We start from the raw sequence: 19,081 nt of genomic DNA, 5'->3' as shown, positions 1-19,081 counted from the left end.
GCTTCGAGGAGGCCGATCGTGCAGAGTGTCCGGCGGGTCGCGGTGATCGGCGGCAACCGCATCCCCTTCGCCCGCTCCAACTCGCGTTACGCCCAGGCGTCCAACGCGGACATGCTCGGCGCGGCGCTCGACGGGCTGGTCGCCCGGTTCGGGCTGGCCGGGCAGCGGGTCGGCGAGGTGGCGGCCGGCGCCGTGCTCAAGCACTCCCGGGACTTCAACCTCACCCGCGAGGTCGTGCTCGGTTCCCGGCTCGACCCGCACACCCCGGCCTACGACATCCAGCAGGCCTGCGGCACCGGGCTGGAGGCCGCCATCCTCGTCGCCAACAAGATCGCCCTCGGGCAGATCGAGGTCGGCATCGCCGGTGGCGTCGACACCACCTCCGACGCGCCGCTCGCGGTCAACGAGGACCTGCGCCGGACGTTGATCCAGCTCAACTCCGCCCGGACCCTCGGCGAGCGGCTGAAGCTCGCCGCCAAGCTCCGCCCGCTCCAGCCGTTCAAGCCGGAGATCCCGCGCAACGCCGAACCACGGACCGGGCTGTCGATGGGCGACCACGCCGCGAAGACGGCGCTGAGCTGGAACGTCGACCGGCAGGCCCAGGACGAGTTGGCCCTCCGCTCGCACCAGCGGCTCGCCGCCGCGTACGAGAAGGGGTTCTTCGACGACCTCATGACCCCCTACCTGGGGCTCACCCGCGACCAGAACCTGCGCCCGGACACCAGCCTGGAGAAGCTCGGCTCGCTGAAGCCGGTCTTCGGGGTCAAGGGTCCGGACGCCGAGCGGGCCACCATGACGGCCGGCAACTCCTCGCCGCTCACCGACGGGGCGTCCACGGTGCTGCTGGCGTCGGAGGAGTGGGCGCGGGAGCACCACCTCCCCGTGCTGGCCTGGTTCTCCTGGTCCGAGACGGCGGCGGTCGACTTCGTGCACGGCGACGAGGGCCTCCTGATGGCCCCCGCGTACGCGGTGCCCCGGATGCTGGCCCGGGCCGGGCTGACCCTGCAGGACTTCGACTACTACGAGATCCACGAGGCGTTCGCCTCGCAGGTGCTGGCCACCCTGGCGGCCTGGGAGTCGCCGGAGTTCTGCAAGGAGCGGCTCGGCCTGGACGCGCCCCTCGGCTCGATCGACCGGGACCGGCTCAACGTCAACGGCTCCTCGCTGGCCGCCGGGCACCCGTTCGCGGCCACCGGCGGCCGGATCGTGGCGACCCTGGCCAAGCTGCTCGACCAGAAGGGGAGCGGGCGCGGCCTGATCTCGATCTGCGCCGCCGGCGGGCAGGGCGTGACCGCGATCCTGGAGCGGTGAGCCGGAAGCGACCGTCGAGGGGCTGGTCACCAACCGGATGGGATGGATCGTCCCGCCAGGGCCCGGTGGGGAAGGGAAGGCCTGGCGGGCGATCCGCAACGCCGGGGACGACCCCGCCCCGCCGTTGACCCCGGACCAGCTCACCGCCCTGGCCGCACACCCCGACCTGCTCGGCCTGCTGCCCTGACCGGCCTCGGATCGGGGACCGGCCCCGCCCTCGGGTCGAGCGGAGTCCTGGCGCGGGGTACGGGAGAATGGCTGCCGTGACGACGATCCCGAACGTGCTCGCCAACCGCTACGCCTCGCCCGAGCTGGTCGCCCTCTGGTCGCCGGAGGAGAAGGTACGCATGGAGCGGCGGCTCTGGCTCGCCGTGCTCAAGGCCCAGCGGGACCTCGGCGTGCCGGTGCCGGACGGGGTGGTCGAGGCGTACGAGCGGGTGGTCGACGACGTGGACCTGGCCTCGATCGCGGAACGCGAGCGGGTCACGCGGCACGACGTGAAGGCCCGGATCGAGGAGTTCAGCGCCCTCGCCGGTCACGAGCACGTGCACAAGGGGATGACCTCCCGGGACCTCACCGAGAACGTCGAGCAGCTCCAGGTCCGGGCCTCGCTGGAGCTGATCCGGGACCGGGTGGTCGCCACCCTGGTGCGGCTGGCGTGGCACGCCCACGAATACTCGGGCCTGGTGATGACCGGCCGGTCGCACAACGTGGCCGCGCAGGCCACCACACTGGGCAAGCGCTTCGCGTCCGCCGCGGAGGAGCTGCTGATCGCGTACGAGCGGCTGACCGACCTGATCGACCGTTACCCGCTGCGGGGCATCAAGGGGCCGGTGGGCACCGCCGCCGACCAGCTCGACCTGTTCGACGGCGACGCCGGCAAGGTGGCCGAGCTGGAGCGCCGGGTGGCCGCGCACCTGGGCTTCGCCCGGGTGCTGGACAGCGTCGGCCAGGTCTACCCGCGTTCGCTGGACTTCGACGTGCTGTCCGCGCTGGCCCAGGTCGCCGCCGCGCCGTCGTCGCTGGCCACCACGATCCGGCTCATGGTGGGCCAGGAGCTGGTCACCGAGGGCTTCAAGCCGGGCCAGGTGGGCTCCAGCGCGATGCCGCACAAGATGAACACCCGCTCGTCGGAGCGGGTGAACGGCTTCGCGGTGATCATCCGGGGTTACCTGTCGATGGTCGGCGAGCTGGCCGGCGACCAGTGGAACGAGGGGGACGTCTCCTGCTCCGTGGTCCGCCGGGTGGCCCTGCCGGATGCCTTCTTCGCCGCCGACGGGCTGTTCCAGACGTTCCTCACGGTGCTGGACGAGTTCGGGCCGTACCCGGCGGTGATCAACCGCGAGCTGGAGCGCTTCCTGCCCTTCCTGGCGACCACCAAGATCCTGGTCGCGGCGATCCGCCGGGGCGTCGGCCGGGAGGTCGCGCACGAGGTGATCAAGGAGCACGCGGTCGCCGTGGCGCTGGCCATGCGGGAGAAGGGCACCGCCGAGAACGACCTGTTCGACCGCCTCGCCGCCGACGGCCGGCTGGGCCTGAGCCGGGCCGAGATCGATGCCCTGGTCGCCGACCGCAACGCCTTCGTCGGCGCCGCCGGCGCCCAGGTCGACCGGGTGACCGCGCGCATCGCCAAGATCGTGGAAGCCCACCCGGAGGCCGCTGCCTACTCTCCGCCCCCCATCCTCTGATCCGGAGTCAGGACCCCGGGGTGGGGGTTTCGCCGGCGGTCCGGAGGTTGGGGGCGCTGGCCGGTTCGGCGATGCCGCCGGGCGCGGTGGCGATCTCCGGGTCGTGGGCGGTCTCGGCCGCGATCATCGGCTGGTCCGGCGGCATGACGTCGGGCGTCTTGGGTACGACGATCACCGCCGTCCCGTACGCGCAGATCTCCATCCACATCTCGCCACAGTCCCGGCTGTCGAAGCGCATGCCGATCACCGCGTTCGCGCCGAGCCGCATGGCCTCCTCGCCGAGCCGGGCAACCGAGTCGGTACGCCAGCGGGTGAGGTTGTCCGGCGCCATCGGGTCGTAGGCGCCACCGCGCAGGTTCTTGACCCCTTCGCGGTACGGGTTGCGGGTCCGCGCCATCGAGGAGACCACTTCGCCGAGGATCTGGCGGATCTCGTAGCCGGGCAGTTGATCCGTCGTCACGACCAGCACGGTTCCGATGCTGTCAGCCGTCGGGCGGCCCGTTCGTGAGCCGTGTTCACCTGATCGGATGCTGCAAAACGGCGCGGCGCGGACGGTCGGGGTGCCACCGACCCATCCGCGCCGCACCGGCGCTAACCGTCAGACACCGGCCGTCGAGGTGATCCAGGCCCGGTTATACGCGACACTGCCGTAGTTCTGGATGCTGGAGCCGTCGGCGGTGGAGGCGACGCCGACCTGCCGGCCGTTGTAGAACTCCGGGCCGCCCGAGTCGCCCCGCCAGGCGTTGCCGTTGATCCGGGTGCTGCGGATCGCCTGGCCGCCGTAGGCGTCGGTGGCGTTGGTGCTGGTCACCTGCACGTTGGCGGTCTTGAGCTGGGGGGAGGCCCCGCAGCCGCTGTAGCAGGTCATGCCCCAGCCGTAGATCGAGTTGGTGGAGCCGACGGGCGGGTTGCTGCTGGCCAGCGTCACGGTGGAGGTGCTGACCGCGCTGGACAGGCGGAGCAGGGCCAGGTCGTTGCGGGTGTAGGAGGCGCTCACCGTGCGGGTGGCCCCACCCGAGGCGTAGTAGACGCTGCCGACCCGGACCGACATCGAGCCGCTGACGCAGTGCCGGGCGGTGAGCACCCACTGGGACGCGATCACGCTGCCGGAACAGGTGAACGAGCCGTTGCTGAACACGGCGGCGGCCCACGGGGCGGACGAGACGGTGCTGCCACCGATGATCGGCTGCGGGCCGGCCGGTGCGGCGGAGGCGCCGGACGCGGTGGCGAGCACTCCGGCGAGGGTGCTGGTCAGCACGGCGAGCAGGGGACGGAGACGCATGTCGGGGACTCCTTCTGCGCGGGGGGCCCGGGATCGCCGGGCAGGTGGTGGTGCCGCCGGGGCGGGGTGGACCCAGCGGTGGGAGTCGACTAACTCATCGACGTATGACGATGCATGCTAAGGGCGGGGCGATGCCCGTCACAAGAGTTAAATCGAAATCAAGCGATGTTACGGCGCATCGCGGGCGATCCGTCGACCCGCCTGTCGGAAACCGGTCCGATCGGCGAATATCTGCGGGAAAATGCCTGGTGGGAGCCTTGGCGTCCGGAGCCGCCCGCCGCGGCGGGCAACGAATTCATATCGACGCCGCAACGAACGCGTATCGGCCCTCCGTCCGGGCGGCTGGTTACGCCGATCACTGCCTGACCGGGCACCGGCCGGTGCGGGCGGGACGGTATCTGGCAGGTAGGCTGGCTGCGCTCGCCCGTAGTGGGCCGGCACCCAACTGCGTACACAGTCAGGAGTGCCCCGTGCCTCGCGTCGTCGTCGACGTCATGCTCAAGCCCGAGATCCTCGATCCTCAGGGCCAGGCCGTCGCAAACGCGCTGCCCCGGCTCGGCGTCAGTGACGTCGCCTCGGTCCGGATCGGCAGGCGGATCGAGATCGAGTTCGCCGGTGAACCGGACCTGGACCGGGCCCGGGAGATCGCCGACAAGCTGCTCGCCAACCCGGTCATCGAGGACTTCACCGTCCGCCTGGTCGAGGCCGACGAGACCGCGGACGCCCGCTCGTGACCGCGCGGGTCGGTGTGGTGACGTTCCCCGGCTCGCTCGACGACGGGGACGCGGCCCGGGCCGTCCGGATCGCCGGCGCCGAACCGGTCCGGCTCTGGCACGGCGACCCGGACCTGCACGGCGTGGACGCCGTGGTCCTGCCCGGTGGCTTCTCCTACGGTGACTACCTGCGCTGCGGCGCGATCGCCCGGTTCGCCCCGGTGATGGGCTCGATCGTCGACGCCGCCCGCGGCGGCCTGCCGGTGCTCGGCATCTGCAACGGCTTCCAGATCCTCTGCGAGGCCCACCTGCTGCCCGGCGCGCTCACCCGCAACCAGCACCTGCACTTCCGCAACCGGGACCAGGTCCTCCGGATCGAGGCCACCGGCACCGCCTGGACCAACGCGTTCCAGCCCGGCCAGGAGGTGCTCATCCCGGTCAAGAACGGCGAGGGCTGCTACGTCGCCGACCCGGCGACGCTGGACCGGCTGGAGGCCGAGGGCCGCGTCGTCGCCCGTTACGTCGGCGGCAACCCCAACGGATCGCAGCGCGACATCGCCGCGATCACCAACGAGGCCGGCAACGTGGTCGGCATCATGCCGCATCCCGAGCACGCGGTGGAGGCGCTCACCGGCCCCTCCCTGGACGGTCTCGGCTTCTTCACCTCGGTGCTCAAGCACCTGGTGGGGGCCCCGGCGTGAGCGTGAGGAGCGAGAGGTCATGACCACCCATCCGGACCCGGCCCTGCGGGAGACCCCGGGCGTGGTGCCGCAGGCCGGCCCGGCCGACGACTGGGCCCTGGGCGTGGACACCGTGCCCCGGGCCGCCGGCACCCCCGAAGAGCTCCAGCCCTACGCCGAGCTGGGCCTCCGCGACGACGAGTACGACCGGATCCGGCACATCCTGGGCCGCCGGCCCACCCAGGCCGAACTCGCCATGTACTCGATCATGTGGAGCGAGCACTGCTCCTACAAGTCGAGCAAGGTGCACCTGCGCCAGTTCGGTGAGAAGGCCCCGCCGAGCGACCGGCTGCTGGCCGGCATCGGCGAGAACGCCGGTGTCGTCCAGGTCTCCGACGAGCTGGCGGTGACCTTCAAGGTCGAGTCGCACAACCACCCGAGCTTCGTCGAGCCGTACCAGGGCGCGGCAACCGGCGTCGGCGGCATCGTCCGCGACATCCTCGCCATGGGCGCCCGTCCGGTCGCCATCATGGACCCGCTGCGCTTCGGCGCGGCGGACCACCCGGACACCGCCCGGGTGCTCCCCGGCGTGGTGGCCGGCGTCGGCGGCTACGGCAACTGCCTGGGCCTGCCCAACATCGGCGGCGAGGTGGTCTTCGACCCCTGCTACCAGGGCAACCCGCTGGTCAACGCGCTCTGCCTGGGCGTGCTGCCGGTCGACCGGCTGCAGAAGAAGGACGCCACCGGCCCGGGCAACGTCGTGGTGCTGATGGGCGCCAAGACCGGCCGGGACGGCATCGGCGGCGTGTCGGTGCTGGCCAGCGCCACCTTCGACGAGGGCAGCGAGCAGCGCCGCCCGTCCGTGCAGGTGGGCGACCCGTTCATGGAGAAGCTGCTCATCGAGGCGTGCCTGGAGCTGTACGACGCCGAGCTGGTCGTCGGCATCCAGGACCTCGGCGGCGCCGGCCTGACCTGCGCGCTCACCGAGACCGCCGCGTCCGCCGGCACCGGCATGCGGGTCTGGCTGGAGCGGGTGCCGCTGCGCGAGCCGTCGATGGAGCCGCACGAGATCCTGGCCAGCGAGTCCCAGGAGCGGATGCTGCTGGTCGTCTCCCCGGACAAGCTGGAGGCGGTGCTCAAGACCGCCGAGAAGTGGGGCGTGCTCGCCACCGTCATCGGTGAGGTCACCGCGCCGTCCCCGGACGGGCAGCCGGGCCGCCTGCTCATCACCTGGCGGGACCAGATGGTGGTGGACGTGCCGCCGGGTTCGCTGGTCGACGACGGCCCGGTCTACGCCCGCCCCATGCGCGAGCCGGCCGACCTGATCCTGCTCCAGGCCGACCGGGCCGAGACGCTGCCCCGGCCGAGCGACCCGGACGCCCTCCGGGAGACCCTGCTCCGCATGATCGCGTCGCCGAACCTGGCCGACAAGACCTGGGTCACCGAGCAGTACGACCGGTACGTGCTGGGCAACACCGTGCTCGCCCAGCCGGAGGACTCCGGCGTGATCCGGATCGACGAGCGGACCGGCCTGGGCGTCGCCCTCTCCGTCGACGGCAACGGCCGGTACGCCCGCCTCGACCCGTACCACGGGACGAAGCTCGCGCTGGCCGAGGCGTACCGGAACGTGGCGGTGACCGGCGCGAAGCCGATCGCCGTGACCAACTGCCTCAACTTCGGCTCCCCGGAGGACCCGGGCGTCATGTGGCAGTTCGCCGAGGCCGTGCGCGGCCTGGCGGACGGCTGCCTGGAGCTGGGCATCCCGGTGACCGGCGGCAACGTCAGCTTCTACAACCAGACCGGCGCGGCGGCCATCCACCCGACCCCGGTGGTCGGCGTGCTGGGTGTGCTGGACGACGTCGCGGAGCGGGTGCCGATGGGCTTCGTGCCGCGGCCGGCCGGCGACCACGACCAGCTCTTCCTGCTGGGCGAGACGCACGTCGAGCTCTCCGGTTCGGAGTGGGCCTGGGTCACCCACGAGCACCTGGGCGGCATCCCGCCGCAGGTCGACCTGGCCCGTGAGCGGCAGCTCGCCGAGCTGCTCGCCGAGGCGGCCCGGGTCGGGCACCTCAGCTCGGCCCACGACCTCTCCGACGGTGGACTCGCCCAGAGCCTGGTCGAGTCCAGCCTGCGGCGCGGCGTCGGTGCCCGGGTCGTGCTGCCGGAGCACTTCGCCGGCGGCTCGATGCCGTTCGTCTTCCTGTTCAGCGAGTCCGCCGGCCGCGTGCTGGTGTCGGTGCCGCGCGGGCACGAGAAGGCGTTCACCGCCCTCTGCGCCGAGCGCGGTGTGCCGTGGGAGTTCATCGGGGTCACCGACCCGGCCGCCGGCGCCCTCGAGGTGCACGGCCAGTTCCGGATCGGCCTCGACGAGCTGCGCGAGGCGCACACCGCCACCCTGCCGCGCCTCTTCGGCGGCGCGGAGGCGGCCCGGGTGGAGGTGGAGGCCACCCGCACCGGGACCACCACCGTCCTGCCGGCCACCGCCGAGCAGCCGATCGACGTCGCCCCGGCCGAGGTCGCCGCCGAGCCCATCGCGCAGGCCGGCGCCGCTCCGGCGGAGGCCGCGACCGAGGCGAACACTGCCGCCGAGGCTGGGGACGAGGCGACCGCGTCTGCGGACGTCGCGGACGCTCCGGTGGCCGACGAGGCCGCGGCGGCCGAGGCTCCGGCGGACACCGCCGAGGCTCCCGCCGCCGAGGCTCCGGCGGATGCGGCCGACATCACGGCCGACGCTGCCGAGGCGACGTCCGACCCGGACGGCTCCGCGACGGCCACCGGTGACCCGGACCAGCGTCCCGCGCCGGATCAGCACTGAGGCCCTGGCCTTGGCCGTCTTCGCTCAACCCGGCGCCGGCGCCCGGTTCGACTGGGGGCTGAGCGGGGCCGCGGAACTCGGCCGGGTCTGCGCCGCCCTGGTGGTGGTGGACGTGCTCTCGTTCACCACCGCCGTGGAGGTGGCGGTGAGCCGCGGCATGCGGGTGCACCCGTTCCCCTGGGGCGAGCAGGCCGCCGACTACGCCCGCCGGATCGGCGCCGTTGCGGCGGTGGGCCGCCGGAAGACGAACCCGGAACACCCGTGGTCGCTCTCCCCGGCGGCGCTGCGGACCGCGCCGGTCGTCGCCGACCTGGTGCTGCCGTCGCCGAACGGCTCGGCCATCAGCGCCGCCGCGAGCGCCACCGGCGTGCCGGTGGTCGCGGCGTGCCTCCGCAATGCGCCCGCCGTCGGGCGCTGGCTCCGGGCCCAGGGGTACGGCTCGACCGACGCCCCCGTGGGCGTGGTGGCCGCCGGTGAACGCTGGCCGGACGGGTCGCTGCGCCCCGGCGTGGAGGACCAGCTCGGGGCGGCCAGCGTGCTGGACGCCCTCGCCCGGGTCCCCGGCGGGCTCTCGGTGGAGGCGGCCGTGGCCCTGGCCGCCCTGGCCAGCACGCCCGACGTGCCGGCCGCGGTGCGGGGCTGCGTCTCCGGCCGGGAACTCGTCGAGGGTGGCTTCGCCGAGGACGTGGCCGTCGCCGTCGAACTCGGCGTCTCCGACGTGGTGCCGGTGCTGCTGCGCCAGGGGTACTTCGCCGCGGCCTGAGCCGCCTCCGTCCGGTCGGCGTGGCGTCGGGCCGACATGTCGTTCAGCGTGGAAGTGGCCGCCCGGCTCAGCCGGGCGGCCACTCTCGTTCTGCGCGGTGGGGCGCTCACGCCCCGGCCGTCAGTCGTCCAGCCAGTCCAGGCGGCGACCGCTGCGGTCCTGCGGGGCGTCGGGTCGGCCCCGGCCGGCCTCGGCCGGGTCGGCGTAGTAGCCGCCGCCCTGGTCGTAGCCACCGCCGCGCTGCTGCGGAGGCTGCTCCTGGCCGTAGCCGCCCTGCTGGCCGTAGCCACCCTGCTGCGGCTGGCCGTAACCCTCGCCGCCGCCGTAGCCGCCGCGCTGGTCGTAACCGTCGTAGCCGCCCTGCTGGCCGCCGTCGTACGCGCCGCCCTGCTGGCCGGCGTCGTACGCGCCGCCCTGCTGGCGACCGTCGTAGCCGCCCTGCTGGCCGGCGTCGTAGCCACCGGTCTGGCCGCTGTCGTAGCCACCGGTCTGGCCGTTGTCGTAGGCCCCCGCCGCGCCGTTGTCATAGCCGCCGGCCGGGCCGTTGTCGTAGCCGCCCGCCGGGGCGCCGTAGCCGCCACCGGTGCCGTAGCCACCCTGCTCCGCGCCACGGCCATACTGGCCCTGGCCGGGCTGGTCGTAGCCCCGGCCCTGCTCGGGCTGGTAGGTGCTGGTCGGGTACGGGTCGGCCGGCGGCGCGTACTGGGTGCTGTCACCCGTGTAGCGGCCGGTCGGCTCGTCGTAGCGCTCGTTGCCGTAGCCGCCGCCCTGAGCGGGCGGGTAGCCGGCGGCCCCGACGCCGTACTCGGGGCTGCCGTAGCCGCCGCCGGAGGACGGGGCCGTGCCGTAGCCGCCGCCGGAGGAGGGGGCGTTGCCGTAGCCGTTGGCTGCGCCGTAGCCGCCCGGACCGGGAGCCTCGTCGCCGTAGCCGCCGTATCCGGGCTGCCCCGCTCCGACGCCGTACGAGGGGCCGGGCGGCGCGCCGTACGGGTCCGGCGGGACGTCGTCCACGACCGGGCGGTGCATCATGGTCGGCGCGTCGCTGAGCGAGGTGCCGCCGGCCATGGTCGGTGCCGGCCCGGCGCCCATGCCGTTCACCACGCGGGTCTGGTCGTCCGCGCCGTGGTAGGCGCCCCGGGCACCCGGGACGGCGGCCGCTCCGGCCGGGCCACCGGGGCCGGCCGGCCCGTTCGGGCCGTCACCGTCGCCGTCGCCGTCCTCGTTCTTGCGCCGCATGTAGAGCAGCACGATGGTGCCCACGCCGACGGCGACGAAGAGGCCGCCGAGCAGGATCAGCAGCCAGGAGCTGAAGCCGCCCGAATCCTCGTTGGCGGCCGGCTGCTGCGCGGCGGGCGCGTCGCTGGCCGGCTCGTCGGTCGCCTCGTCGGTGGCTTCCTCGCTCGGCAGGGCCTCTTCGCTGGCCGAGGCGCTGGGGCTCGGCGAGGCCTCCACCTTGATCGGCACGCCGATCCGCACACCGGTCACCGACTGGCCGGCCGACGCGTTGATCGACTTGGTGCCGGGGTTGGCGTCACCCTTGGTGGCGCCCAGGTCGATCCGGCCCGGTGCGATCGGGTCCGAGGCGGAACCGCTGAAGCGGAAGTTGCCGCTGCCGTCCGTGTTCGTCTGGCGCTGCTTGCCCCGGCTGTCCCGGAGCATGACCAGAGCATTCTCGACGGGATCGCCGTTGTCCGCGACGACGACCTTGCCGGAGATGGACTTGACCGTCTGCGGCTGATCCGGGGTCGGCGGCGCGGCGGCCCGGACCGTGACGCGGAGGTTGCGGGGATTGTCCCCGGTGACCGTGATCCTCGCCTGCGCGCCGTTGGCCGCGGGCGCGTTGGCCGCGGCCGACAGGGTCAGGGTCACCGGCTTGGGCGCCGGGATGCCCCCGAAGTCGATCGGCCCACACCCGCCGCAGGTGACCCCGTCGGGCAGGCCGGTCACGTCGATGTCCGCGGACGTCTCGCCGGCGTCCGGCCGCACCACGACGCTGACGGTGCTGCTCCGGCCGGCGTCGATGGTGACCGAGTTGTCGGCGGTGCTGATCTTGGCGGCCGAGGCCGATGTGGCGGGGACGGCGAGCAGCCCGCCGAAGACCAGCGCCACGACCACACCGGCCCGCTGCTTCCAGGCACGTCGGTGTGTTGACACGTCCACCGCCTTCCGGGTCTGATCTCCCCGCCAGCCGGTCCGGCCGGGTGATCACTCACGGTACGAATACGCCGTCGGCAACTATGCCTTGTCTGGCCGGGCTATCTCTACCCAGGGCCAGCGTCGAGCGCGTTGCGGTGGGGTCGTATCGTCCCGTCGTGTCCTCTCCGCACACTTATTCCGCCGCGGTAGCGGCGACGTTGACGGCGCTGGATGAGGGGCGTACGCCCGATCGGCCGGTGTACCGGGAGGCGGTCCGTACCCTTTTGGCCGCCCTCGCGGAGCGCGCCCCCGGCCGATCGGTGGAGGTGCGGGTTCCACCCTACGGCGCGGTGCAGTGCGTGGCGGGGCCGCGACACACCCGCGGAACACCCCCGAACGTGGTGGAAATGGACCCGCCGACCTGGCTGGCGCTGGCCACCGGCCGCCTCGAGTGGGCCCAGGCCGTCACCGAGGGTCGCGTACGGGTGTCCGGCATCCGCGCGGATCTCTCCGAGCACCTCCCGCTCTAGCTGCGGCGAGAGGGGTCGTTCGCGATCACGCTCAGCGGGCGTCCCGTGACTGTCGGTATCGACTGCTGTTCGCGTACACTGTGAGGCGACGACGGTCCCCGGCCCACGGTGCGGAGCTTGCCCCCCGACCTCCGCCAGGCCAGTCCAGACCCCAGCAAAGGGAGCGGCAGGTGCCCCGAGGCGATGGCCGGCTGAGCCACGACCTTGACCCCCAGCGACCCGGCCCCCAGGACGCGTGCGGCGTCTTCGGTGTCTGGGCGCCGGGGGAAGAAGTCGCGAACCTGACCTACTTCGGGCTCTACGCCCTCCAGCACCGCGGCCAGGAGGCCGCGGGCATCGCGGTGAGCGACGGGTCGGGCGTGGTGGTCTACAAGGACCTCGGCCTGGTCGCCCAGGTCTTCGACGAGCCCACCCTGGCGAGCCTGCGCGGGCACGTGGCGATCGGGCACGCGCGCTACTCGACCACCGGCGGGTCGACCTGGGAGAACGCCCAGCCGACCATCCGGGCCACCACCGCCGGCACCACGATCGCGCTGGCCCACAACGGCAACCTGGTCAACACCGCCGAGCTGCAGCGCGAGGTGGCCGAGCGCGGCCTGGACTCCGACGGCTCGACCAACGACACGTCGCTGGTCACCATGCTGCTGGCCAGCCGCCCCGACCTCTCCGTCGAGGCGGCCGCCCTGGAGGTGCTGCCCCAGCTGCGCGGCGCGTTCAGCTTCGTCTTCATGGACGAGTCGACCCTCTACGCGGCGCGCGACCCGCACGGGGTCCGCCCGCTGGTGCTCGGCCGGCTGGAGCGCGGCTGGGTGGTGGCGAGCGAGACCGCGGCGCTGGACATCGTCGGCGCGAGCGTGGTCCGCGAGGTGGAGCCCGGCGAGCTGATCGCCATCGACGAGGACGGGCTCCGGTCCAGCCGGTTCGCCGCGCCGGAGCCCAAGGGCTGCCTCTTCGAGTACGTGTACATCGCCCGTCCGGACGCCACGATCGCCGGGCGGAACGTGCACTCCGCCCGGGTGCAGATCGGCCGCCAGCTCGCCAAGGAGCACCCGGTCGAGGCCGACCTGGTCATCCCGGTGCCCGAGTCGGGCACCCCGGCCGCGATCGGCTACGCCGAGGAGTCCGGCATCACCTACGGCCAGGGCCTCATGAAGAACCCGTACGTCGGGCGCACCTTCATCCAGCCGTCGCAGACCCTGCGCCAGCTCGGCATCCGGCTCAAGCTCAACCCGCTGCGGGAGAACGTGCGCGGCAAGCGCCTGGTGGTGGTGGACGACTCGATCGTCCGGGGCAACACCCAGCGGGCGATCGTGCGGATGCTGCGCGAGGCCGGGGCGCTGGAGGTCCACGTCCGGATCTCGTCGCCACCGGTCAGCTGGCCCTGCTTCTACGGGATCGACTTCGCGACGCGGGCCGAGCTGCTGGCCAACGGGCTGGACAACGAGGGCATCCGGCGGTCGATCGGGGCCGACACGCTGGGTTACGTCTCGCTTCCCGGTCTCATCGCCGCGACCGAGCAGCCGAAGACCCGGCTCTGCCGGGCGTGCTTCGACGGGGAATACCCGATCGAGCTGCCGGCCGGGAACCTGATCGGCAAGCACGTGCTCGAAGGGGTGGGCCGCCGGGTCACCGCCGAGGCGTCCGAGCCCACCGCCCCACTGAAAGACGGCTACTTCAGCTCGACGCGTCCGACGCCGGGCCCGGACCTGAAGCCGTCGGCCGCCACTCCGGGCGGCGCAGCCACCCACCGCCCGTAGCACCACCGACGCGGGGCGGCCCTCCGGCCGGCCCGCGGGAACCACAAAGGGGAGAACCGTGACCCACGTGTCCGAGCGCAGCGGCGCAGGATCCAGCCCGACGGGCGCCGGCGGCGACCGCCAGCCCTGGTCGGCCGGGGCCGGCCGTACGCAGCGCAAACGCGCGGTCTCGTACGCCGATGCCGGGGTGTCGATCGAGGCGGGCGACCGGGCCGTCGAGCTGCTGAAGTCGAAGGTCCGGCAGACGCGGCGCCCGGAGGTCATGGGCGACCTGGGCGGCTTCGCCGGCCTGTTCCGGCTGGACACGAAGAAGTACAAGAACCCGATCCTGGCCTCCTCCACCGACGGCGTGGGCACCAAGCTGGTGATCGCCCAGCAGCTCGACATCCACGACACGGTCGGCATCGACCTGGTCGCCATGGTGGTCGACGACCTGGTGGCCTGCGGCGCCGAGCCGCTCTTCCTGCTCGACTACATCGCCACCGGCGAGGTCGTTCCGGACAAGGTGGCCGAGATCGGCGCGGGCATCGCCGACGGCTGCCGCTACGCCGGCTGCGCCCTGCTCGGCGGCGAGACCGCCGAGCACCCGGGTGTGCTGCGCCCCGACGAGTACGACATCTCCGCCACCGGTGTCGGTGTGGTGGAGGAGAGCGACATCCTCAGCTCGGAGCGGGTCGAGGTCGGCGACGTCGTCATCGCGATGCGCTCCTCCGGCCTGCACTCCAACGGCTACTCGCTGGTCCGGCATGTGCTGCTGGGGGCCGGTCGGATGCGGCTGGACGTGGTGATCGACGACTTCGGCCGGCAGCGGACCCTCGGCGAGGAGCTGCTCACCCCGACCAAGATCTACGCGCAGGACTGCCTCAAGCTGATCGCCGAGGCCGAGGTGCGGTCGCTGGCCCACGTCACCGGCGGCGGCATCCCGGGCAACCTGGTCCGGATCCTGCCCGAGCATGTCGACGCGGTGGTCAACCGCTCCACCTGGAAGCCGCAGCCGATCTTCGACCTCATCCAGTCGAAGGGCCGGATCGAGGACCCGGAGATGGAGGCGACGTTCAACATGGGCGTCGGCATGTTCGCCATCGTCTCCCCGGAGGACGCGGACCGTGCCCTGGCCACCCTGACCGGCCGCGGAGTCGACGCCTGGCAGGCCGGCGAAATCATCGAGGGCTCGGGCAACGTGCAGATGATCGGCCAGCACACCCGCGGGTGATCACTCTCCGGTGATCATCCGGGCACCTGATCGGGGGTTCACCCGAGTAGCCACCGCCGCCTAGCCTGAAGGGCGGTTCAGGCTAACGGGGGAGGGGTGATGGCTGCGCGTACGCACACCGGAATGCGGGGCATCGCCGCCGTCCCCTCGTACGTGGTGATGCAGCCGACCACGCTCTGCAATCTCGACTGCGTCTACTGCTACCTGCCGCTGCGGGCGGTGGACCGGCGGATGCCCGTGCCGGTCGCCGAGGCGGTGGCGGCCTCGGTGAACCCCTGGGCGGCCGCGGGGCGCTTCTCGGTGGTCTGGCACGGCGGGGAGCCGCTCGCAGCCGGCCGGGAGCACCTGGCGGCCCTGCTGGCGCCGTTCGGGCCGGAGGTGGAGCACCACGTCCAGACCAACGCCACGCTGATCGACGACGCCTGGTGCGCGTTCTTCGCCGAGCACGGGATCCGGGTCAGCGTGAGCGTGGACGGCCCCCGAGACCGCAACGGGGAGCGGGTCACCCGGGGCGGCCGGCCGGCGTACGACCGGATCCTGGCCGGCGTGGCGGCGCTGCGCCGGCACGGGCTGCCCTTCTCGGCGCTCGCCGTGGTCTCCCGGCCGGAGCCGGGGCTGGCCACCGAGCTCTACGACTATTTCCTCGACCTCGGCTGTGACGTGCTGGGGATCAACATCGAGGAGACCGAGGGCGTCAACACCCGCACGAACGCCCGGGACGCGGCCGCGGTGACGGGATTCTGGGCGGAGCTGGTGGGCGCCTGGCGACGGGATCCCCGGATCCACCTGCGCGAGGTCGAGTGGTCGCTGCGCTACGCGGGCGCCGTCCTGGCCGGCACGGCGGAGGACCTGCTGCCCCGCCGGCTCGACCCGATCCCCACGGTCGCCCAGGACGGCTCGGTGGTGGTGCTCTCCCCGGAGCTGGCCGGCTTCACCGACCCGCACTACGGCGACTTCAGCAGCGGCAACGTGCTGAGCACCCCGCTGGCCGAGATCCTGGCCGGGGCCGGGCGGACGCCCTGGGTGGGCGAGTTCCTCACCGGCGTGGAGGCGTGCCGGTCGTCCTGCCCCTACTTCGGCTTCTGCGGCGGGGGCCACGCGGCGAACCGCTACTTCGAGCTGGGGCGTTTTGACGGTACGGAGACCGAGCACTGCCGCAACAGCAAGATCCGCCTACTGGAGGGAGTGTTGGAGCATGCCCGAGACCACGAGTCACCGGCAGCCTGAGCGCGTCGGAGGAGCCGAGCCCGATCCCGTCGCGGACCGGGTGCGGGAGGCCGCCGGCGGACTGACCGCACTTCTCCACGAGGCGGAGGCCGCGCGCCTGCTGCGGGCGGAGGTGTCGGGCGGCGACGGCGCCAGCGCGGTATGCGCCTGGAACCACTTCGAGAACATCCCGACGTTCTACAACTGGAACAACCGGCCCCGCTGAGGGCACGCGTCCGCGATCAGGGGCCCGCCGGTCGGCCGGAGGGCTCCGGAAGGGCGTGGCCCCTGATCGTCGGTGCGCCGCGTTGGCAGGGCACATGCGTGAGCACGCGGGAAGTCACCGCGTGCTCAGATGCGACCGGAGGTCAGCGGGTCGGACGGGCCCAGGTGTCCGGGTCGTCGTCGGCGTGATCCTCATCATCGTCGTCGACATACTCTTTGTAGTCGTCGTCGAAGTGCTGCTCAGACTTCCCACCAGCACCCGCCAACTCGCGCTGCAAGGCGGTGAGGTCGGTGTTCGGGGAGTGGTACTTCAACTCCCGCGCCACCTTCGTCTGCTTGGCCTTAGCACGGCCGCGCCCCATGGCTCGACCCCCTCGCACAGAATGCGGGGCAGCCCGAAGGCGGGCCCCGATGACGTCAGGCATCTCTCGTGGCTCTTACGGTACATGGGGATGCCACCGTTCGGCACCTCGGGTTACCGTCAACCGGCCCTGCGCGTCGCAGTGAGCCGGCCGTCACAAAGTGTACCCGGTAAGGAGCGGACAGCGGGAGTGGCCGTGACAGCGGTCAAATCGGCACGAAGCACCCCAACGTCCAGCTTAACGCCGGTGCCGGCGGCGCGGCGGCCCGGGGGCGGGGCCGGTGGCCCGCCCCCGGGGTGACGCTCAGCGCAGGTGGATCGTGCGCAGCCGGCCGACCTCGGCCATGCGGCGCTCGGCGAGCCGGTCCGCGGCCACCGCCGGCGGGACGCCCTCGTCGTCGGCGAGTCGCAGGATCTCGCGGGTGGTGTCGAAGATCCGGGTGGCCCGCAGCTTGGCCCGGTCGAAGTTGAAGCCCTCGATCTCGTCGGCCACCTGGATGACGCCGCCGGCGTTCACCACGTAGTCCGGGGCGTAGAGGATGCCCCGGTCGGCGAGGACCTTCTCGATGCCCGCGTGGGCGAGCTGGTTGTTGGCCGCACCGGCGACCACCTTCGCGCGCAGCACCGGCACCGTGTCGTCGTTCAGGGCGCCGCCCAGCGCGCACGGGGCGTACACGTCGATGTCGGAGGCGACCAGCGCCGCGGTGTCGTCGACCAGCGTGACCTGCGGGTGGGTGGTGCGCACCCACTCCAGGGCCCGGGGGTTGACGTCGGTCGCCACGACCTCGGCCCCGTCCTCCAGCAGGTGGCCGGTCAGGTATTTGCCGACCTTGCCCAGGCCGGCCACGCCGACCCGCTTGCCGGACAGCGTCGGGCTGCCCCAGACGTGCTCGGCGGCGGCCCGCATGCCCTGGAACACGCCCCAGGCGGTCAGGACCGAGGAGTCGCCCGCGCCGCCGTGCTCCACGCTGCGGCCGGTGACGTAGCTGGTCTCCCGGGCGATCACGTCCATGTCGGCGACGTAGGTGCCGACGTCGCAGGCGGTGTAGTAGCGGCCGGCCAGGGACTCCACGAAGCGGCCGTAGGCCCGCAGCAGCGCCTCGCTCTTGATCTGCTCCGGGTCACCCCAGATGACCGCCTTGCCGCCACCGAGGTCGAGGCCGGCCAGAGCGTTCTTGTATGCCATGCCGCGGGAGAGGTCGAGCACGTCGGCGAGGGCGTCCGCCTCGCTGGCGTACGGGTAGAACCGGGTGCCGCCGAGCGCGGGGCCCAGCGCGGTGGAGTAGATCCCGATGATCGCCTTCAGCCCGGACTGCTTGTCCTGGCAGAACACGACCTGTTCGTGACCGCTCGATCCCGGGTCGTCGGTGCTGGCGAATACGCCCATGGCTGACTCCTGTGTCGGTGTGCGCCCTTGTGGGGCGCGGACCCTGATGGCACGCCGGCGGGATGCTGCCGGTGCTGCTGAGCCTAATATCGGCCGCAGCCGTACTGTCGCGCACGTCACGACGCCTCGTGACGGCGGCGGCGGAGAAGTCCCGTCTCGTGGGAGGATCGCGCCGTGCCGTCGCTCTTCGCTTCATACCTGCGCGTGTACGAGCCGCTGACCGCCTTCGATCGGGATCGCCAGTCGTTCTGGCGCCGCTACGTCAACGAGGGCCGGGCGGTCGCCCCGCTGGAGGGGCCGGTCCGGCAGCGGACGGCGGTGATCGAGGCGCTGGGCGCGGGCTGGACCCGGCTGCCCGACCTGCCCGACGAGGCGTACGTCCTGGAGACCGACGACACGCTGCTGGTCTGCCCGTGGAACCTGCGGATCCGGGTCGCCGAGGCGGCGCTGAGCGCCCGGGACGGCGTGCCCTCGGTGCTCGCCGACGCGTTCGTCCCGCCGGTCCTGGCCGGCCAGGCGAAGGCGGTGGTGGAGGACTGGCGCAGCGGGGCGCGGGTGCTGGAGCACGGGGTGCCCCGGGTGCACGAGCAGATCGCCACCTGGGGAGTGCCGCTGCGCTGGTTCGTGCTCTTCGACTCGCAGGAGCGGCACCTGGTCACCGAGCCGGAGCGGCGGGCGCTGCGCTACCGGACGGAGATCTCCAAGGCGCGCCGCCGGTCGTCGCGGGCGCTGTCGGTGCTGCGCAAGTCGATCGGCGAGGCCCCGATCACCGAGGCGGTCGAGGAGGCCGCCCGCTGGCTGGAGGAGTTCCACCCGCGCTCGGTGGTGGAGCTCGACTACGGCGGTCTGGTGCAGCTGCTGCCCGACGAGACGCTCGCCGCCGACGACTCGCCCGAGCTGGTCGCGACGGGGCTGGCGGGGCTCTCCCGGGGCGAGGCGGAGGAGGCCTCCGCGGCGTACGACAAGCTGGTCGCCCGGTGGCGCGCGGTGCAGCTCCTGGAGCGTTGCAACTAG

At 72.9% G+C, this 19,081-nt stretch carries 19 protein-coding genes; 14 read left to right on the top strand and 5 right to left on the bottom strand.

Annotated features, from left to right (window positions below; genetic code table 11):
• The first annotated feature begins 18 nt into the window (after positions 1 to 18).
• From ABZS80_RS04215 to purB, 3 genes are all read left to right on the top strand, one after another.
• Positions 19 to 1,311 (top strand): acetyl-CoA C-acetyltransferase, encoded by a 1,293-nt coding sequence (locus tag ABZS80_RS04215; protein ID WP_355054369.1) that lies wholly within the window; start codon positions 19 to 21, stop codon positions 1,309 to 1,311.
• Positions 1,312 to 1,348: 37 nt separating this feature from the next.
• The gene (locus ABZS80_RS04210) at positions 1,349 to 1,498 is read left to right on the top strand and encodes a hypothetical protein (RefSeq protein WP_355054368.1); all 150 of its coding nucleotides are present in this window, start codon (positions 1,349 to 1,351) and stop codon (positions 1,496 to 1,498) included.
• Between the two features lie 67 nt (positions 1,499 to 1,565).
• Positions 1,566 to 2,999 (top strand): adenylosuccinate lyase, encoded by a 1,434-nt coding sequence (gene purB / locus ABZS80_RS04205; protein ID WP_355054367.1) that lies wholly within the window; start codon positions 1,566 to 1,568, stop codon positions 2,997 to 2,999.
• Positions 3,000 to 3,006: 7 nt separating this feature from the next.
• On the opposite strand, the gene ABZS80_RS04200 is transcribed toward purB, so the two are convergent.
• Together ABZS80_RS04200 and ABZS80_RS04195 are read right to left on the bottom strand one after the other, a co-directional pair.
• On the bottom strand, positions 3,007 to 3,528 hold the full coding sequence (locus ABZS80_RS04200) for a YbjQ family protein (RefSeq protein WP_355054664.1): 522 nt from the start codon (positions 3,526 to 3,528) through the stop codon (positions 3,007 to 3,009).
• A 69-nt stretch (positions 3,529 to 3,597) separates the two neighbouring features.
• Positions 3,598 to 4,281: a DUF1986 domain-containing protein gene (locus ABZS80_RS04195; protein WP_355054366.1), complete on the bottom strand. Its 684-nt coding sequence runs from the start codon at positions 4,279 to 4,281 to the stop codon at positions 3,598 to 3,600.
• Between the two features lie 165 nt (positions 4,282 to 4,446).
• Between ABZS80_RS04195 and ABZS80_RS04190 the strand changes: the two genes are divergently transcribed.
• The 5 genes from ABZS80_RS04190 to ABZS80_RS04170 all read left to right on the top strand — a co-directional run bounded on the left by ABZS80_RS04190 (position 4,447) and on the right by ABZS80_RS04170 (position 9,252).
• On the top strand, positions 4,447 to 4,647 hold the full coding sequence (locus ABZS80_RS04190; RefSeq protein WP_355054365.1) for a hypothetical protein: 201 nt from the start codon (positions 4,447 to 4,449) through the stop codon (positions 4,645 to 4,647).
• Between the two features lie 104 nt (positions 4,648 to 4,751).
• Positions 4,752 to 5,015, top strand: coding sequence for a phosphoribosylformylglycinamidine synthase subunit PurS (purS, locus tag ABZS80_RS04185; RefSeq protein WP_252417098.1), 264 nt, complete (start codon positions 4,752 to 4,754; stop codon positions 5,013 to 5,015).
• Positions 5,012 to 5,695 (top strand): phosphoribosylformylglycinamidine synthase subunit PurQ, encoded by a 684-nt coding sequence (gene purQ / locus ABZS80_RS04180; protein ID WP_355054364.1) that lies wholly within the window; start codon positions 5,012 to 5,014, stop codon positions 5,693 to 5,695. The genes purS and purQ overlap by 4 nt, the downstream gene beginning before the upstream one ends.
• Before the next feature lie 19 nt (positions 5,696 to 5,714).
• The gene (purL, locus tag ABZS80_RS04175; protein WP_355054363.1) at positions 5,715 to 8,489 is read left to right on the top strand and encodes a phosphoribosylformylglycinamidine synthase subunit PurL; all 2,775 of its coding nucleotides are present in this window, start codon (positions 5,715 to 5,717) and stop codon (positions 8,487 to 8,489) included.
• 10 nt (positions 8,490 to 8,499) lie between these two features.
• Positions 8,500 to 9,252, top strand: coding sequence for a 2-phosphosulfolactate phosphatase (locus ABZS80_RS04170; RefSeq protein ID WP_355054663.1), 753 nt, complete (start codon positions 8,500 to 8,502; stop codon positions 9,250 to 9,252).
• Between the two features lie 120 nt (positions 9,253 to 9,372).
• Here ABZS80_RS04170 and ABZS80_RS04165 read toward each other — a convergent pair whose 3' ends face one another.
• A complete protein-coding gene (locus ABZS80_RS04165) occupies positions 9,373 to 11,406 on the bottom strand; it encodes a carboxypeptidase-like regulatory domain-containing protein (RefSeq protein WP_355054362.1) in 2,034 nt (677 codons plus the stop codon).
• A 158-nt stretch (positions 11,407 to 11,564) separates the two neighbouring features.
• Between ABZS80_RS04165 and ABZS80_RS04160 the strand changes: the two genes are divergently transcribed.
• The 5 genes from ABZS80_RS04160 to amcA all read left to right on the top strand — a co-directional run bounded on the left by ABZS80_RS04160 (position 11,565) and on the right by amcA (position 16,320).
• The gene (locus ABZS80_RS04160) at positions 11,565 to 11,918 is read left to right on the top strand and encodes a sterol carrier family protein (RefSeq protein ID WP_151461161.1); all 354 of its coding nucleotides are present in this window, start codon (positions 11,565 to 11,567) and stop codon (positions 11,916 to 11,918) included.
• Positions 11,919 to 12,088: 170 nt separating this feature from the next.
• Positions 12,089 to 13,675: an amidophosphoribosyltransferase gene (purF, locus tag ABZS80_RS04155; protein ID WP_355054361.1), complete on the top strand. Its 1,587-nt coding sequence runs from the start codon at positions 12,089 to 12,091 to the stop codon at positions 13,673 to 13,675.
• 58 nt (positions 13,676 to 13,733) lie between these two features.
• Complete coding sequence (purM, locus tag ABZS80_RS04150; protein WP_355054360.1) at positions 13,734 to 14,888, top strand: phosphoribosylformylglycinamidine cyclo-ligase; 1,155 nt, start codon at positions 13,734 to 13,736, stop codon at positions 14,886 to 14,888.
• A gap of 123 nt (positions 14,889 to 15,011) precedes the next feature.
• Positions 15,012 to 16,115 (top strand): cyclophane-forming radical SAM peptide maturase AmcB, encoded by a 1,104-nt coding sequence (amcB, locus tag ABZS80_RS04145; protein ID WP_355054662.1) that lies wholly within the window; start codon positions 15,012 to 15,014, stop codon positions 16,113 to 16,115.
• Positions 16,084 to 16,320, top strand: a complete 237-nt coding sequence (amcA, locus tag ABZS80_RS04140; protein WP_151461157.1) for a multiple cyclophane-containing RiPP AmcA — start codon at positions 16,084 to 16,086, stop codon at positions 16,318 to 16,320. The genes amcB and amcA overlap by 32 nt, the downstream gene beginning before the upstream one ends.
• Before the next feature lie 142 nt (positions 16,321 to 16,462).
• Here the strand turns inward: amcA and ABZS80_RS04135 are convergent, their stop codons facing one another.
• Both ABZS80_RS04135 and ABZS80_RS04130 read right to left on the bottom strand, forming a co-directional pair.
• Positions 16,463 to 16,681, bottom strand: coding sequence for a DUF3073 domain-containing protein (locus ABZS80_RS04135; RefSeq protein ID WP_091668151.1), 219 nt, complete (start codon positions 16,679 to 16,681; stop codon positions 16,463 to 16,465).
• A gap of 303 nt (positions 16,682 to 16,984) precedes the next feature.
• Positions 16,985 to 18,067 carry a Glu/Leu/Phe/Val dehydrogenase gene (locus tag ABZS80_RS04130; protein ID WP_355054359.1) on the bottom strand — a complete coding sequence of 361 codons (1,083 nt, stop codon included), beginning with the start codon at positions 18,065 to 18,067 and terminating at the stop codon, positions 16,985 to 16,987.
• Positions 18,068 to 18,241: 174 nt separating this feature from the next.
• Here ABZS80_RS04130 and ABZS80_RS04125 point away from each other — a divergent pair, with 174 nt between their 5' ends.
• Complete coding sequence (locus ABZS80_RS04125) at positions 18,242 to 19,081, top strand: hypothetical protein (RefSeq protein WP_355054358.1); 840 nt, start codon at positions 18,242 to 18,244, stop codon at positions 19,079 to 19,081.

Origin of the sequence: Micromonospora sp. NPDC005305, from assembly GCF_040607315.1 — a bacterium.
Classification (GTDB): domain Bacteria; phylum Actinomycetota; class Actinomycetes; order Mycobacteriales; family Micromonosporaceae; genus Micromonospora.
This window is presented reverse-complemented; position numbering and strand designations above follow the sequence as displayed.

Excerpts from the sequence above, each read along its gene's own strand:
- ABZS80_RS04130 (WP_355054359.1), bottom strand. The coding sequence starts at position 18,067 with ATGGGCGTATTCGCCAGCACCGACGACCCGGGATCGAGCGGTCACGAA.
- ABZS80_RS04210 (WP_355054368.1), top strand. The coding sequence starts at position 1,349 with ATGGGATGGATCGTCCCGCCAGGGCCCGGTGGGGAAGGGAAGGCCTGG.
- purB (WP_355054367.1), top strand. The coding sequence starts at position 1,566 with ATGGCTGCCGTGACGACGATCCCGAACGTGCTCGCCAACCGCTACGCC.
- ABZS80_RS04195 (WP_355054366.1), bottom strand. The coding sequence starts at position 4,281 with ATGCGTCTCCGTCCCCTGCTCGCCGTGCTGACCAGCACCCTCGCCGGA.
- ABZS80_RS04135 (WP_091668151.1), bottom strand. The coding sequence starts at position 16,681 with ATGGGGCGCGGCCGTGCTAAGGCCAAGCAGACGAAGGTGGCGCGGGAG.
- purL (WP_355054363.1), top strand. The coding sequence starts at position 5,715 with ATGACCACCCATCCGGACCCGGCCCTGCGGGAGACCCCGGGCGTGGTG.
- amcA (WP_151461157.1), top strand. The coding sequence starts at position 16,084 with ATGCCCGAGACCACGAGTCACCGGCAGCCTGAGCGCGTCGGAGGAGCC.
- ABZS80_RS04190 (WP_355054365.1), top strand. The coding sequence starts at position 4,447 with ATGTTACGGCGCATCGCGGGCGATCCGTCGACCCGCCTGTCGGAAACC.
- amcB (WP_355054662.1), top strand. The coding sequence starts at position 15,012 with ATGCGGGGCATCGCCGCCGTCCCCTCGTACGTGGTGATGCAGCCGACC.